We start from the raw sequence: 14720 nt of genomic DNA on the forward strand, positions 1-14720 counted from the left end.
GCTGGGCGTTAGAGGCTGAAGCCCGGGGTGGGTGTTTCTGCGGTGCCTTTGTCCTTCTTCGACTTCTTGGAGACGCGGTTGCTCTTCGAAGAACCAGCGCGCATCGCGGCGTCGGGATCGAACTGGCTAATGTCGGGCGAAGGTGCGGACGGCTCAGCCGCAGTCGGGCCGGGGCGCTGCTCGCCCGAGACACCAGAATGCTCCTGGAAGCCGAGCAACTGCTCGAATTCATTGGCGGTGTGGAAGCCATCGGTCGGCAACTTGATGTCGCGTTCGTTGACCGGCTTCACGAGATAGGGGGTTGCGATGATGACCAACTCCGTCTCGCCGCGGTTGAATTGGCGCGAGCGGAACAGATTGCCCAGTATCGGCACGTCCCCAAGACCCGGCGCCTTCTCAAGCGCGTTCTGCGAGTTGTTGCTCATCAGGCCTGCAAGCATGAAGCTTTGGCCAGAGCCTAGCTCGACCGTCGTCTCGGTGCGACGGGTGGTGAGTGAGGGGACCTGAAATCCGTTAAGCTCAACCGCGCCCTGCGTCGAAAGCTCCGAGACCTCCGGACGAACGCGCATTGAGATGCGGCCATTCGCGAGCACGGTGGGCGTGTAGGCCAGGCTAACACCGAAGTTGCGATACTGGATTGCCACGTTGCCCAGACCCTGGCTGACCGGGATCGGGAATTCACCGCCCGCAAGGAACGTCGCGGTCTCGCCTGAAAGCGCGGTCAAGTTTGGCTGTGAAAGCGTTGTAACAAGACCCAGAGTCTCGGCAAGATCGAGCGCGCCGATAATATCAAGTCCGAACAGGCGGCCCATTCCGCTCAGAGTTGTGCCGGCCAGACTGGAGTCAACGCCGGGACCCGTCACGTCGATGGGGTTGCCCTCACCGTCGACAAGGACATTGCCAAATTGATCAGTGACGGGCGCGCCGAGAACCGGGTTTTGGATTCCAGCGCCAACGCCAAGCGGGCCGTTCTGGAAATCGTAGGTCTGGTTGGCCGCGCCAAGTTGGCGTCCGGTGCCGACGCCTCCGCGGAAACCACCGGTTGACGCATCATATGTCGTGATACTTCCCGCCAAACTGCGGACAAGACTGCGGCTGACTTCGGCAAACTTGACCTGCAGATTGACCTGCAGCGGCGTCGCGGTCCGGAGACGCGAGATCACGTTTGCTTCGTCGCCAAGGAAAGCCTGAATAAGGCGCTCGGCCTCGGCGGCGTCCTCAGGCGCAGCCACCGTTCCGGTCAGGAGGACCGTGTTGGAGCCCATCGTCGCGACATTGACCTGAGCGCGCGGCATGGCGAGCGCCAGCATCTGATCGATGCTGTCGATGTTGTTGCCGACGCGAACATTGGCCGACCAGATGATGTCACCGGCGGAGTTGCTGGCGTAGATCGTCGCCTGACCACCGGCGCGTGCGAAGACATAGAGCTGACGCTGCGACTTGATCTGGACATCGGCGACCGCGTCGTTCGAGACGAACACATCGGTCATTTGACCCGGTACGCTGATCAGCTCTCCGCGTCCGATCGAAAGCACGATGTCCTGCGATGGGCTGACGACCTGCTGAGCGGTCGCGGTGGAGGTCGCCGTCGCGCCCAGCGGCGCAAGAGCCAGACCGGCAAGCAGCATGCTAAGCTTTGATTTGCGTTTCATAATCCGCCCCTTGGTGGGTTCCCCATTTGCTGCTTTCGCAGCGCTTTGGCCGTCCATCAGGCCGTTGAAATTCGGTGCCATGAGACTCAAAGCCCCTCTCGTTCGATCGATCACTTGATGAGCGTAGCGGTGGTGGCGGCCGGGACCGTTTCACCGGCCTCACGAAGGCCCCGCGATTGCGAGTTGAGCAGGCCATTGGCGGCGCCGCGAACGTTGCCGGCTGGCACTTCGGTGGCCTGGGTGCCGCGGATCACGCGAACTACAGGTCCGGATTGGTTACCCGACAGGTTGCGGCCAGCGGCCCGAGCGGCGGCCAGAGCGCGTTCCTGCGCCAGTTGCGCAGCCCGCGCGGCCTCTTCGCGGCGACGACGCGCGGCGGCTTCTTCCTCGGGAAGCGTCTTGCGCTGGAAGCGCGAGACATCGCCGCCTGTCTGGAAGGTCGTGCCCTTGTCGACGGGCATACCCATCGCGGTGCGGAGTATGCGCTCTTCTTCTTCCGGCGTCGCGTCTTCGGGGATGTCGATTTCGCCCGATGCGATAGCGCGCTCAAGTTCAGCCTGGTTGTCCGCGATCGAGCGCAGGACGAGGCTCAACGTGCCGATCGTCTGCGCGACCGAGACCTTTTCAGCGAGCTTGGGTGTCACTTCGATCGTGACCGTGCGGAACGCGCGAACCACGGTCTTGCCGCTTTCGGGATCCTGCACCTTTTCGGTCTGCTGGTCGGTCGCGAGGACACGCAGGTTGCGCAACACGGTTTCGGCGGTGCGCAGCGGACGGCCATCGCCTTCGACAGTCTGCGTCAGAACAAGGTCTACCCGGTCGCCAGGGAACACGAAACCCGCAACGCCGGTGCGCGCCGACACGGGCACGGTTACGGCGCGCATTCCCGGCCCGAGAGCCGCGGCGAGGAAGCCACGGTCGCCAGGGCTGACCAGCGAGCCCATGGTTACCGGCTCACCCGCCGTGATCGGAAAACGGACCACTGTGCCAAGCAGCGAGTCGAGCTGAGCGTTGCCTTCGATGTAATAGGCGTCCTGCACCAGCTCTTCCGGCCACTGCTGGAAGTCCAGAGCGTCGGCCTGGATGATTGTGCCCGCAGGAAGGGCGCGGTTAGCCACAAGGACCTTGGGACCTGTGGGCTGTGCCGGGGCGGCTTCCGCTGATGGCGTCGTACCTCCCAAGAACATGCTGCGCGCCGCAAAGGCGGTCCCGACCGCTACGATCAGCGCTCCAAGCAGCAGAACCAGTTTTTTCCTATCCATGGCTATTCAGCCCCCTCGTGTTCGGCCCAAAGTGAATGGCGGGCGGGTATGGTTTCGACGTGTATGGTCGAACTGGTTAAAATCGGGTTCATCCCAAAGCGTTTGTGAGGTTTGCAGAGGGAAGGTGTGTCCAGCCCAGCACCCAGAGGGCGCCAGCGGTGATCGCAACGCCGTAGGGCAAGGTCCCTTGTGTCTTGGGCTTGAAGACGACACGGCGCACGATAAAGGCCACCGCGATGGCGCCGCCCACGAACGCCATGACAAGCAGGAGATCGAGAAAGGCGAGTGGGGTCAGCCACAGGGCCAGCGCGCCGAGCAGTTTCACATCGCCCCCGCCAAGCAGGCCAAGGGCGAACAAGGCGGCAAACGCCCAGAAGACAACGAAGGCGAGGCCCAGTTGGATCACCATGTCCGGCCAGAAGGCCATGCCCGAGGCGAACCAGAACAACGGCGCGCCTGCGGCGATGGCGATGTTCAGCCAATTGGCGATCTTGCGTTCTCGCAGGTCACTGACCGCAGCGACGACGAGCGCGATTGCCAAGGCAAGCAGCAATCCGTATTTGAGAATTTCCATCGTCGTCAGCCCCCAAAGCCCTACGCGTTCCGGCGCGACACACGCCCGTCCTCGTGTCTTGTGGTGGTGGGGCTACAGGGGATGGCTTACTAAAAAGTAACCAAGGCTGGAGGGACCACATTAGCAACGATACGGCGCAAGCGCTGACATCCCCGCCGATTGATCGGCGCTCAATACCCAAGGCGGCGCGCGAAGGCGTGTGGGCGCTGGAAGATGGGCATGAGGTGCGCCGGATCGACTGGCCGGGGCGCGCTTCAATTGCTGAGGGTAGGGTGCGCGGATCGATCCTGTTCTTCCCCGGTCGCGGTGATCACTACGAAAAATATCTTGAGAGCCTGGAAGAGTGGCATCGCGCAGGTTGGCGGGTGACGGCTTCAGACTGGCGCGGGCAAGCTGGCAGCGGTCGGTTGGGCAAGGACGCGGTTACCGGCCACATTGAGGATTTCGCGATCTGGATCGAAGATCTGGCGCATTTGTGGCGCGGATGGGCGGCGGAGGCGCCGGGACCGCGCGTTCTTATCGCGCATTCGATGGGCGGGCACCTTGCCTTGCGCGCTTTGATCGAAGAACGCCTTGCGCCCGATGCGCTCGTGTTGTCGGCGCCCATGCTCGGCTTTCAGACACCGCCCCTGCCGCTGCCAATGCTGCATGGAGTCGCGCGGATGATGAATCTTGTCGGCGATTCGAGACGCCCGGCGTGGAAATGGAGCGAGAAGCCCGGCGAGATTCCGGCTGGGCGCGAGACGCTGCTGACGCATGATCCCGATCGTTATAACGATGAGCAATGGTGGCGCGATGCGCGGCCCGAACTCGTCATGGGACCGGCAAGCTGGCGCTGGGTGGAGCGCGGCTACGAATCGATGCGGCGGCTGGAGGCCCCTGGCGCGATGGAGGGAGTGCAGACACCGATCCTGATCCTCTCGACCCAGAACGACAAGCTGGTGAGCCATTCGGCGAACGTGCGCGCGTCGCAGCGCCTGCCCAACGCCGAGTTGGTCGAGTTCGGTGCAGAAGCGCATCACGAAATTCTGCGCGAAGTGGACGCGGTGCGCGAGCGCGCCATGGACGCGATCGCCGATTTTCTCGATCGGGTCGCGCCCGCCTCATGACGGCCGCACCCCGCTACGATTTCGCCGTAATCGGCGCCGGGATCGCCGGTGCAAGCCTGGCCGCCGAACTGGCGCCTTACGCGCGGGTGCTGGTGCTGGAGGCGGAAGAGATGCCGGGCTATCACGCGACAGGTCGCTCGGCGGCGTTCTGGGACGAATGCTACGGTGGGCCGGGCGTTGTTCCGCTAACCCTATCTTCCGGCGCCTTCCTTCGCGAAAACGGCTTCCTGCGAGAGAGCGGTGCCCTTTATATCGGGCGCGCTCAAGACAAACGCGCAATGGACGAGTTTATGCGCTCCTTTGCGGGCACCGGCGTCACGATTGAGCGGCTGGGGCGCGAGGGACTGGAGGCTCGTGTGCCGTTCGCGCGCGAGGATTGGTGCGACGCGATCTGGGAGCCTGCCTGCGCCAACATCGATGTCGCCGCGCTGCACCAGCGCTATCTCAAGACGATGAGAGCGGGCGGGGCAGATCTGGTGTGCCGCTCCCGTGTCGCCTCGCTGAAGCGGTGTGAGGGCGAATGGCGGATTACTTGTGAAGACGGTGCGACCCATCGCGCCGCCGGACTGGTGAACGCCGCCGGGGCCTGGGCCGATCATGTTGCCGCGATGGCCGGAGCGAGGCCTCTTGGTATCAAGCCGTTGCGCCGCACGGTGGTGCAATTGCGCGTCGCTCCCGACGCTCCTGACAACCTCCCTCTGGTCATCGACATCAACGGCTGCTTCTATTTCAAGTCGGAGAGCGGGCGTCTGTGGCTCAGCCCCCATGACGAGGTTCCCAGCGCGGCGTGCGACGCGGCTCCCGAAGAAATTGACGTGGCGCTGGCGATTGATCGCTTTCGGCAGGTAGCGGATTGGCGAATCGAAGCGGTGGAACATCGCTGGGCGGGCTTGCGCAGTTTCTCGCCGGACCGTCTGCCCGTCTACGGCCCCGACCCTGAGGTCGCAGGCTTCAACTGGTTTGCAGGCCAGGGCGGCTACGGTATCCAGACCGCTCCCGCTGCGGCGCGCATTGCCGCTCAACTCCTGCTTGACCACGGACCCGATGCGATGACCGTAGCCATTGACGCGGAGGCCTACAGCCCGGCGCGCTATTACGAAAAAGTCCCCGCGAAAGTCGGCTAGCCAAGCGCTGACAATTCGTTACGGTGCACGCGTTGGTTTTGATCAATCGAAAAGGGAGAACCCATGGCTCACAAGTTTGAAATCTATAAAGACAAAGCGGGCGAGTTTCGTGTGCGTTTCAGCTACAACTCGGAAGTGATGTTCTCGACGCAAGGGTACGCGTCGAAGTCGAGCGCGCAGAATGCGATTGATTCGATCAAGAAAAACGGTCCCGAAGCGCCGGTCGAAGACAACAGCTAAGCAGGTTCCTGACCTACGATTGAATCGGGCGTGCTCTGATCAGGGGCGCGCCCGTTTTGCTTTGGTCGAGTGTGGGGGGATCAGGCTTCCGCCGCGATCCGATCCGCCTCGTCGCTGGCACGCTTGTCGACACGCTCGTTCTCGGGATGTCCGTTGTGGCCCTTGACCCAGTGCCAGTTTACCTCGTGACGCCCGGCGACCTCGATCAGCTCGTGCCAAAGATCGGCGTTGCGCACCGGCTTCTTGCTCGCTGTCACCCAGCCGCGTTTCTGCCAACCCTCTACCCATTTGGTGATGCCGTCGAGGACGTATTTGCTGTCCGAATACAGCTGGACCTCGCACGGCTCAATCAACGCGGAGAGCCCGCGGATCACCGCCGTCATCTCCATGCGGTTATTGGTTGTCTCCGCCTCGCCCCCCGAAAGCTCCTTTTCATGCGCCCCCATGCGCAGCAGAGCGGCCCAGCCGCCTGGCCCCGGATTGCCCTTGCAAGCCCCGTCCGTAAAGATATCGACCTTCTTCATCGCGCGTCTCATCACTCTTTACTTAGCATTAAGCAAACACACGCGCTCCGGATTTGCGATAAAAGTCCCACCTTGCGACAAATTCGAGGGGATCCTTACGCGTCACCAGCGCGTCATCAGGTGTGTCGAGCCAGTCTTCCGCGCGACTTGCGACAAAGCGCAGGCAGGCGCCCTGCGCGATGGCCGGCAACGCTTCGTGCTCCTGCGGTGTAAGCGCCCGCGCGCTTTCATAGCCTTCGATCAAAGCCGTCCCAAGATCGCTTCGATACTGACCATCCGGGCCAAAACACCACGCGGCGTGCGTGACCGCAAGATCAAGCGCCATCGGGCCAGTGCAGGCGAAGTAGAAGTCGATCAGACCCGTTACCCGATCGCCGAGCATCAGCGTGTTGTCCGGGAAAAGGTCGGCGTGGATTTGCGCGGATGGGAGAGCGCTCACATCGAGCGCCGCCGCTTCGCGTGCGGGTCCCAGGATCGCCGGAAGGTTGGGGTCGATTGACCTAAGCCCTGCCTCGCCGCACTTCTCCAAGACTGCAAGATTATCTGCAAATCCCATCGTGTTCGCGCGCGAAAGCGGAAAATCTGCGCCCGCTAGGTGAAGGCGCCCAAGAACCTCTCCGACGCTGCGGGCCTGATCCGCTGTGGGCCGTGTGGGCGACACACCGGGCAGAAACTCGATCAGGGCGACCGCTTTCCCGTGCTCCATGCGGAACGCGGAGCCTTCGCGATCGTGGATTGTACGCGGCACTGGACAGCCTTTGGCGGACAGGTGATCCAGCAGCCCAAGGAAGTAGGGCAGATCCGACAGCTCGATCCGCCGCTCATACATGGTCAGGATGAATCGCCCCCCCGCTCCGTCCGTCCCGGTTGTCTCGATGAGCCAGTTGGAGTTGGAGATACCCTCAGCGATTCCCTTGGCCGAGACGAGCGCGCCGACATCGTAGCGCGCGATAAGCGCCGCGAGCTCTTCGGCACCCAGATGCGTGTAAACCGCCAAGACGAACCCAGCCTTGCGCGGGCTTATTCGGTGAGTTGGCGCGGAAGTTTGAACACCATCTTTTCCTCGGTTGTGGTGATCGTTTGCTCTTCCACAGGGCGAAGCGCGGCGAGGCCATCGACCACTTCACGCACCAGCACTTCAGGCGCGCTCGCACCGGCTGTAAGCCCGACGGTGTTGACGCCGTCTAGCCACGCGGGGTCGATTTCGGACGCGCGCTGGATGAGCTTGCCTGGGGTTCCAAGCCGCTCGGCCACCTCGACAAGGCGGAGTGAATTGGAGGAATTGGGCGCGCCGACAACGATCACCAGATCGCAATCAGCAGCGAGTTCTTTCACCGCCGCCTGCCGGTTGGAAGTCGCGTAGCAAATGTCCTCGGCCTTTGGCCCGACAATGTTGGGATACCGCCATTCGAGCGCCTCAATCACTTCGCGCGTGTCATCGACGCTCAGAGTCGTCTGCGTGAGATAGGCGAGCGGTTCGTCGCTGTCGAAGGGAAGCTTGTCCACGTCTTCGATGTTCTCGACCAGGGTCATCTGACCTGGGCGCACCTGACCCATCGTGCCGATTACCTCCGGGTGGCCTTCGTGGCCGATGAAGATGATATGCATGTCCTTTTCGATCAGTCGCTCGGCCTGGCGGTGAACCTTGGAGACGAGCGGGCAAGTCGCATCGACGTAGACCATGTTGCGCCGTTCGGCTTCGGCTGGGACCGATTTGGGCACGCCATGCGCGCTGAAAACCACCGGCATGTCGGTGGGAACCTCGTCGAGCTCCTTGACGAAGATCGCGCCTTTGGCCTTCAGACCTTCAACCACATACTTGTTGTGCACGATTTCGTGGCGCACATAGACCGGCGCTCCGTAGCGCTCGAGCGATTTTTCGACGATCTCAATCGCGCGATCGACCCCGGCGCAAAAGCCACGCGGGGCCGCGATCAACAGTTTGAGCGGCTTGGCGTCGATTGCGGAGGTCGCTGCGCCCTCGGGCAGAGTCGAGTCAGGAAACGGTGCGTTCATGCCACTGCCTCTAGCGCTTTGTGAAAGCTCCCGCTAGGGCGAGCGTGTTGCGGCTTTGGTCGCCAGGGATGGGTAAAGGACGATGTTTCGATGAAGTTTCGCACGCGGGTGATCCCAGCGATTGCTGTTGTGGCCGCGCTTTCCGGATGCGCGCGCGAAGGCGATCTTGTGGTTGGCCAGGGCGTCGGCATTAGTGCCGTGCTGACGACGTGCCCTTCCGTGGGTGTTCCAAACTACACCGGCGATGTGACGATCTTTCGGGGCGCCGCGCCGGTTGCCACGGCGATCGATGTAACCGCCACGATCACAAATCTGCGCTCCACCTGCACGGACAGCGGCGAAAACGTCTACTCTGAGGCGACTTTTGATGTGTTTGCCCAGCGTCGCGACACGAGCGGCGCGCGCACGGTCACGCTGCCCTACTTCGTGACCGTCTTGCGCGGCGGTACGGCCGTTCAGTCCAAACGTGTGGGCCAGGTCACGCTCAATTTCGCCGATGGTGAGGCACGCGCGCAGGCGGGCGGAAAGGCCGCAAGCTTCGTCGACCGCGCCTCAGCCACCCTACCAGAGGAGGTGCGCGAACGCATCACGCGTCGGCGACGACCCGGCGATCCCGAGGCCGCGCTGGATCCTTTGGCCGACAATCAGGTGAAGGCAGCAATCGCGCGCACTCGCTATGAAATGCTGATCGGTTTTCAGCTTACCGAAGACCAGTTGCGGTACAACGTCACGCGTTAGTGGCTTAGCCCGTCCATAAAGGAGGTTTCCGCTGGCCCTCCGTTTCCGCACACGAAAGGGCTCTTGATATCGCCCGGTCAGGCGTGCGTTCTCATGGCGAACGAACGATCCGGCGCGCTTAAAGGCGCGAACACACGAGATTTCTGATGACTGACACCACTCTTTACAAGACCTTCGCCGCCGTTGTGGAGGACGCGCTGAGCGAACTCGTTGCATCCGGTGATCTGCCGGAGAGCACCACCTTCGAGCGTGTTACGGTGGAGCCGCCGCGCGACCCCTCGCACGGCGACCTGTCGACCAACGCGGCGATGGTGCTCGCCAAACCCGCGAAGACCAACCCGCGCGCTCTGGCGGAGAAGATCACGCCCAAGCTGGAATTGCACCCGCTTATCACAAGCGCCGAGGCCGCCGGGCCAGGTTTCATCAATATTCGGCTCTCATCCACCGCTTGGATCGACGAGCTCAAGACCATCGATGAACTTGGTGCGAGCTATGGGCGCAGCGGCATGGGCGAGGGTACAAAAGTTAACGTGGAATACGTTTCGGCTAACCCCACGGGGCCAATGCATATGGGCCATTGCCGGGGCGCGGTGGTCGGCGACGCGCTCGCCAGCCTGCTTGAATTTGCTGGCCATGAGGTGATCCGCGAATACTACATCAACGACGCTGGCGGGCAGGTCGACACGCTCGCGCGCTCCGCGCATCTGAGATATCGCGAGGCGCTGGGCGAGGAGATCGGGCCGATCCCAGAGGGGCTTTATCCCGGCGACTATCTGGTGCCGGTGGGCCAAGCTCTGGCCCATGAATTCGGGGACCAATACGCGGGCACACAGGAAGCGGAATGGCTCCCGCTGTTTCGCAAGCAGGCGGTCGCAAAGATGATGGATCTGATCAAGGCGGACCTCGCGCTGCTCAACATCCACCATGACGTTTTTGCGTCCGAGGCTGCGCTGCACGAAGCGGGCAAGCCCGCCGAGGCCGAGGCCTGGCTGCGCGCCCACGACCTTGTCTATGACGGCGTGCTCGAAGCGCCCAAAGGCAAGGCACCGCCCGAAGACTGGGAACCGGTCGAGTTGCCGCTGTTCCGGTCGAGCAAGTATGGCGATGATCAGGACCGTCCGATCAAGAAGTCGAACGGACAGTGGACCTATTTCGGCGCGGACCTCGCTTATCACTTTGAAAAAGCATCAAAAGCGGACGCGCTGATCGATATCTGGGGCGCCGATCACGCCGGAACGGTCAAGCGTATCCGTGCAGCGGTATCGGCCCTTACCGAGGGTGCAGGGCGCGAGGTTCCCTTTGACGTGAAGCTTGTCCAGATGGTCCAGTTGATGCGCGCGGGAGAGCCGGTGAAGATGTCAAAGCGCTCGGGCAACTTCATCACCATCGCCGACATGGTAGAGGAAGTGGGCAAGGACGTGGTGCGCTTTACCATGCTGACCCGCAAGCCCGAGGCGCAGATGGAGTTCGACTTTGCGAAAGTGGTAGAAGCCTCCAAGGACAACCCGGTCTATTACGTCCAATACGCCCACGCCCGCATCAGTCGATCGCTTCGCAAGGCGGCGGATGAGCACGCGATCACTCCGAGCGCTGACGATCTGGACCGCTTGGGAGAAGACGAGCTTGGTCTGGTGCGCCGCGCCGCGCAATTCCCGCGCGAGGTCGAAGCGGCGGCGAGGGCGCGCGAGCCTCATCGGATCGCGTTTTACCTCTATGATCTGGCTTCTGATCTCCATGCCTTTTATACTGCGGGCAACAAGGACACCCAAAAACGCTTCATCGTGGAACACGATTGGGGTTTATCCGGAGCAAGGCTTTTCTTAGCGGACGCAATCGGGCAAGTGCTTCGTAATGGGTTAGGCGTGTTAGGCGTCGAAGCTGTCGAATCGATGTGAGCTTGGTTCGTCGTGGCAATAATGGCGTCGCACGAACTCGCTGATGCAAGGTGCAGTACCTGTCGATGATGATCGAGGCGGAATACAACGAGATTGAAGACAGCGGCGAGCAGCTTGACTTCGCCGCCGAAGAGGGCTTGCCATGGCTCGAATCCGACAGTGAGCGGGACGACGCTGGCGGTGTGGATACTATCCAGATCGTGGGTTTTGTCGCGCTGCTTGTCATTGTCCTGATGGCCGTTCTTGGCCTCGTCACCGCGGTGTCCAACTACAACAGCGGACCGGAGCAGCTAGCCGACGGCAGCCTGATCGAAGCCCCCGATGGCCCGATAAAGGAACGCCCGGAAAACGCGGGTGGCAAGCGGTTCGCCGGGACAGGCGACGTCGCTCCGGGCGTGGGTCAGGGCGAAGCTCCGGATGCAAGAATGGCCGAACTGGCCAATGCTGGCCAAACAGTAGATGCGCCCACCGAAGCCGCGTCACAAACCAGCAATGCGACCGAACCCTCTGCCCCCTCGACGTCCGCGAGTGAATCGGGGCCAGCCACCGCAGGGGCCAGCGCGGGCGTTGGGGTGCAGGTTGGCGCGTACAGCTCTCGTGAACGCGCGGAACAAGGCTGGCGGGTGCTTCAGCGTCAGTCGCAGGCGCTGGTTGGGCTGAAAAGCCGTATCCTCGAAGGGCAGGCGGACCGTGGCCGCGTGTTCCGGCTGCAAGCCGTCACGCCAACGCGGGCAGAGGCCAACGCGCTTTGTCGCACTCTCAAGAGCCAGGGTCTGGATTGCCAGGTCAAAGGCTAACGCGCTGATTGGCGCACAACCGGGGCCGTTTCGGCCCATTCTGGCCGAGTTTTGCCGCTGTTTCCCCCATTTTCGTCGAGGTGGTGGTTACCGCGCTTGCCTCCATGCCAAGCGGATGCAACGCTTGATCAATGACGCCCGCAATCTTTGGATTTTCCGGCCCCACCCTGACTGCTGACGAGCGAGCCTTCTTCCGCGAGGCGGATCCCGCTGGATACGTCCTGTTCAAGCGCAATTGCGAAAACCCCGAACAATTGCGCGCGCTCACCGACGATCTGCGGTCGATCCATGGGCGCGAGCGCCTGCTTGTCTCGATCGATCAGGAAGGCGGACGGGTCGCGCGCCTGCGCCCGCCGCATTGGTCCCCTTATCCAGCGGGCGAAGCGTTCGACAGACTTTACACTCGCGCGCCCGCCAGCGCGATCGAGGCCGCGCGCGCCAACGCCGAAGCAATGGCGCTGGAACTCGCGGCGATGGGAATAACGGTGACGTATCACCCGCCACTCGATCTGCGCCAACCGGGGGCTCACGATGTAATTGGCGACCGCGCGCTTGGCTCGGACCCGATGCAGATCGCCGCCATTGGGCGCGCCATGCTTGATGGGCTTGCGCGCGGAGGGGTTTCTGGCTGTATCAAGCATATGCCTGGCCATGGCCGAAGCATGGTTGATACCCACAAGGAAGTGCCAACGGTGCGCGAAAGCGCGCAGGAGCTGGAGCGCGATATCGCCCCTTTCCGTGCGCTTAGGTCAGCCAAGATCGGGATGACGGGCCACCTGATCTTCCCGGTGTGGGACCCCGAGAACCCGGCAACACTCTCGCCCACCATCATTCGCGACATCATTCGGGGCGCAATTGGTTTTGAAGGCCTCCTGCTGACCGACGACATCGATATGGAAGCGCTGACGGATACGATCCCTGAGCGCTCTGCACGCGCTTTCGCGGCTGGCTGCGACATTGTTCTCAATTGCTGGGCGAAAATGGACGACATGCAAGGTATCTGCGAGGTGGCGCCGGCAATGTCGGATGCGGTGGCCGCGCGGCTAGACGCGGCGCTTGCAGACACTCGGATTGCGGCAACCATCCCTCCGGCGCATAGCGAACTGCTCGCCAAGCGCGACGCACTGCTTGCGCTTGCCGGAGAAGCCGCGTGAGCGAGCGTGAAAAGGAGCTTCAGGCCGTGCAGCTCGGCGATGCTGAACAGTCCGACCGGGCGGACGCATTCATGCTTGCCGATGACAACGAGGCGCACACCGAACCGACCGCGCAAGGGTGGGGTAACTCCCAGCCGCCGCGCAGTCCTGGGGACAAGCTCTATCTGGAACTGGACGGCTGGGAGGGACCACTTGACCTGCTGCTTGATCTCGCTCGGCGGCAAAAGGTCGATCTGCGGCAGATTTCAATTCTCGCGCTGGTGGATCAGTATCTGGACTATATCGAGCGCGCAGCGGACCTAAAGCTGGAGGTGGCGGCGGACTACCTCGTGATGGCCGCCTGGCTTGCCTTCCTGAAATCCTCGCTCCTGCTGCCGAAGGAAGAACAGGAAGACCCAAGTCCGGAAGAACTCGCTCTGCGCCTGCAACTGCGTTTGCAGCGACTGGGGGCGATGCGTGAGGCGGCGGCGCGTTTGATGGCGCGCGACCGGATCGGGCGCGATATCTTTCTGCGCGGCGCGCCCGAAGGTTTGCGGATCGACCGCAATACGCAGTGGAAGTCGGACACTTATTCCCTGGTCCAGGCCTATGGCCAGGTGAAGGCTCGTACCGCGCCGCGGATCTATCACGTGGCCGACCGCCCGGTAATGACGCTCGACAGCGCGCTCGATCGCGTCTCCGCCATGCTGGGGGTGAGCGTGGACTGGATAGACATTCGTGACTTCCTGCCCCCGCATGCGAATTCCGACCTGCGCCGATCAGCGCTTGCGTCAAGCTTTGTGGCCGCGCTTGAACTGGCGCGTCTCGGTCGCGCGGAAATCGCTCAGGATGGAGCGTTTGAACCGCTGCGCATCCGCCGCCTCAAGGGTAGCGCTCAGCCGAAGGCCCGCTCATGAGCGAGTTGACCGACGATGCGGTGGCCCAACACGATGTCGCACCTGATCGCGCGCCCGACGAGGTAGAGCGCGCGCTGGAAGCAACCCTTTTTGCGGCCGAGAAACCGATGAGCGTCGATCAACTCGCGGCGCATCTGGGCGGGCTTGCGAACGCCAGTGTGCGGGAGGGCTTGCGCGCTTTGTCCGAGCATTACGCCGACAGGGGCGTGCGGCTCGTCGAACGCGCAAAGCGATGGCATTTCGAGACCGCGCCCGAGCTTGCTCATCTGCTGCGGCGCGAGCGCGAGCAGGTCAGGCGTCTGAGCCGCGCAGCGACCGAAGTGCTGGCGATCATCGCTTATCACGAGCCGGTCAGCCGGGCGGAGATCGAATCGATTCGCGGCGTGCAGACAGCCAAGGGGACGCTCGACGTGCTGCTGGAGGCGGGGTGGATCAAGCTCGCCGGTCGCCGCGAGGTGCCCGGCCGCCCAGTGATCTACGCAACCACAGCGGAGTTTCTCGACCATTTCGGCCTCGCCTCACGCCGCGACCTTCCCGGCATCGATGAATTGCGCGCCGCTGGCCTGCTCGACCCGGTCGATGAGGCGCTGGAGGACGCCATGTCAGCCGCCGCCAAGCCCGAAGACGAGCCCGAAGATGAAGGGGACTGTGAGGTCGAGATCGAAGACGAATTCCCGCGCGGCCTCGATTGATTGACCCGTCTGACTGGCGCATGAGCGCTTTGCGCCCTATATTGTGG

The 14720-nt window shown here is 62.7% G+C and carries 15 protein-coding genes; 9 read left to right on the plus strand and 6 right to left on the minus strand.

Going from position 1 to position 14720, the window contains the following annotated elements; genetic code table 11:
- Positions 1–8: 8 nt before the first annotated feature.
- The 3 genes from QNI87_RS15140 to QNI87_RS15150 form a co-directional block, all read right to left on the minus strand.
- A complete protein-coding gene (locus QNI87_RS15140; protein WP_300598071.1) occupies positions 9–1652 on the minus strand; it encodes a type II and III secretion system protein family protein in 1644 nt (547 codons plus the stop codon).
- 110 nt (positions 1653–1762) lie between these two features.
- Positions 1763–2914, minus strand: coding sequence for a Flp pilus assembly protein CpaB (cpaB, locus tag QNI87_RS15145; protein ID WP_300598073.1), 1152 nt, complete (start codon positions 2912–2914; stop codon positions 1763–1765).
- Positions 2915–3002: 88 nt separating this feature from the next.
- Positions 3003–3488 (minus strand): prepilin peptidase, encoded by a 486-nt coding sequence (locus QNI87_RS15150; RefSeq protein WP_300598075.1) that lies wholly within the window; start codon positions 3486–3488, stop codon positions 3003–3005.
- A gap of 197 nt (positions 3489–3685) precedes the next feature.
- Between QNI87_RS15150 and QNI87_RS15155 the strand changes: the two genes are divergently transcribed.
- From QNI87_RS15155 to QNI87_RS15165, 3 genes are all read left to right on the plus strand, one after another.
- On the plus strand, positions 3686–4597 hold the full coding sequence (locus QNI87_RS15155) for an alpha/beta hydrolase (protein ID WP_300598077.1): 912 nt from the start codon (positions 3686–3688) through the stop codon (positions 4595–4597).
- A complete protein-coding gene (locus tag QNI87_RS15160) occupies positions 4594–5721 on the plus strand; it encodes an FAD-dependent oxidoreductase (RefSeq protein ID WP_300598079.1) in 1128 nt (375 codons plus the stop codon). The genes QNI87_RS15155 and QNI87_RS15160 overlap by 4 nt, the downstream gene beginning before the upstream one ends.
- Before the next feature lie 63 nt (positions 5722–5784).
- Positions 5785–5961: a YegP family protein gene (locus QNI87_RS15165; protein WP_300598081.1), complete on the plus strand. Its 177-nt coding sequence runs from the start codon at positions 5785–5787 to the stop codon at positions 5959–5961.
- A gap of 80 nt (positions 5962–6041) precedes the next feature.
- Here QNI87_RS15165 and rnhA read toward each other — a convergent pair whose 3' ends face one another.
- Genes rnhA through ispH form a run of 3 tightly spaced genes read right to left on the minus strand, consistent with a single transcriptional unit; the run spans position 6042 to position 8501 of the window.
- Positions 6042–6485 carry a ribonuclease HI gene (gene rnhA / locus QNI87_RS15170; RefSeq protein WP_300598242.1) on the minus strand — a complete coding sequence of 148 codons (444 nt, stop codon included), beginning with the start codon at positions 6483–6485 and terminating at the stop codon, positions 6042–6044.
- Positions 6486–6513: 28 nt separating this feature from the next.
- A complete protein-coding gene (locus QNI87_RS15175) occupies positions 6514–7482 on the minus strand; it encodes a homoserine kinase (protein ID WP_300598083.1) in 969 nt (322 codons plus the stop codon).
- Positions 7483–7505: 23 nt separating this feature from the next.
- Positions 7506–8501 carry a 4-hydroxy-3-methylbut-2-enyl diphosphate reductase gene (ispH, locus tag QNI87_RS15180; protein WP_300598085.1) on the minus strand — a complete coding sequence of 332 codons (996 nt, stop codon included), beginning with the start codon at positions 8499–8501 and terminating at the stop codon, positions 7506–7508.
- Positions 8502–8591: 90 nt separating this feature from the next.
- Between ispH and QNI87_RS15185 the strand changes: the two genes are divergently transcribed.
- The 6 genes from QNI87_RS15185 (at position 8592) to scpB (ending at position 14673) form a co-directional block, all read left to right on the plus strand.
- On the plus strand, positions 8592–9239 hold the full coding sequence (locus QNI87_RS15185; RefSeq protein WP_300598087.1) for a hypothetical protein: 648 nt from the start codon (positions 8592–8594) through the stop codon (positions 9237–9239).
- Positions 9240–9385: 146 nt separating this feature from the next.
- Positions 9386–11134 carry an arginine--tRNA ligase gene (gene argS, locus QNI87_RS15190; protein ID WP_300598089.1) on the plus strand — a complete coding sequence of 583 codons (1749 nt, stop codon included), beginning with the start codon at positions 9386–9388 and terminating at the stop codon, positions 11132–11134.
- Between the two features lie 50 nt (positions 11135–11184).
- Positions 11185–11931, plus strand: a complete 747-nt coding sequence (locus QNI87_RS15195; protein WP_300598091.1) for an SPOR domain-containing protein — start codon at positions 11185–11187, stop codon at positions 11929–11931.
- A gap of 131 nt (positions 11932–12062) precedes the next feature.
- Positions 12063–13085, plus strand: a complete 1023-nt coding sequence (gene nagZ / locus QNI87_RS15200; protein WP_300598093.1) for a beta-N-acetylhexosaminidase — start codon at positions 12063–12065, stop codon at positions 13083–13085.
- Positions 13082–13981: a ScpA family protein gene (locus QNI87_RS15205; protein ID WP_300598095.1), complete on the plus strand. Its 900-nt coding sequence runs from the start codon at positions 13082–13084 to the stop codon at positions 13979–13981. The genes nagZ and QNI87_RS15205 overlap by 4 nt, the downstream gene beginning before the upstream one ends.
- Complete coding sequence (gene scpB, locus QNI87_RS15210; RefSeq protein ID WP_300598097.1) at positions 13978–14673, plus strand: SMC-Scp complex subunit ScpB; 696 nt, start codon at positions 13978–13980, stop codon at positions 14671–14673. The genes QNI87_RS15205 and scpB overlap by 4 nt, the downstream gene beginning before the upstream one ends.
- Positions 14674–14720 lie beyond the last annotated feature (47 nt).

The sequence above is a fragment of the Erythrobacter sp. genome (assembly GCF_030066995.1).
In the GTDB taxonomy this organism is placed as follows: Bacteria; Pseudomonadota; Alphaproteobacteria; order Sphingomonadales; family Sphingomonadaceae; genus Erythrobacter.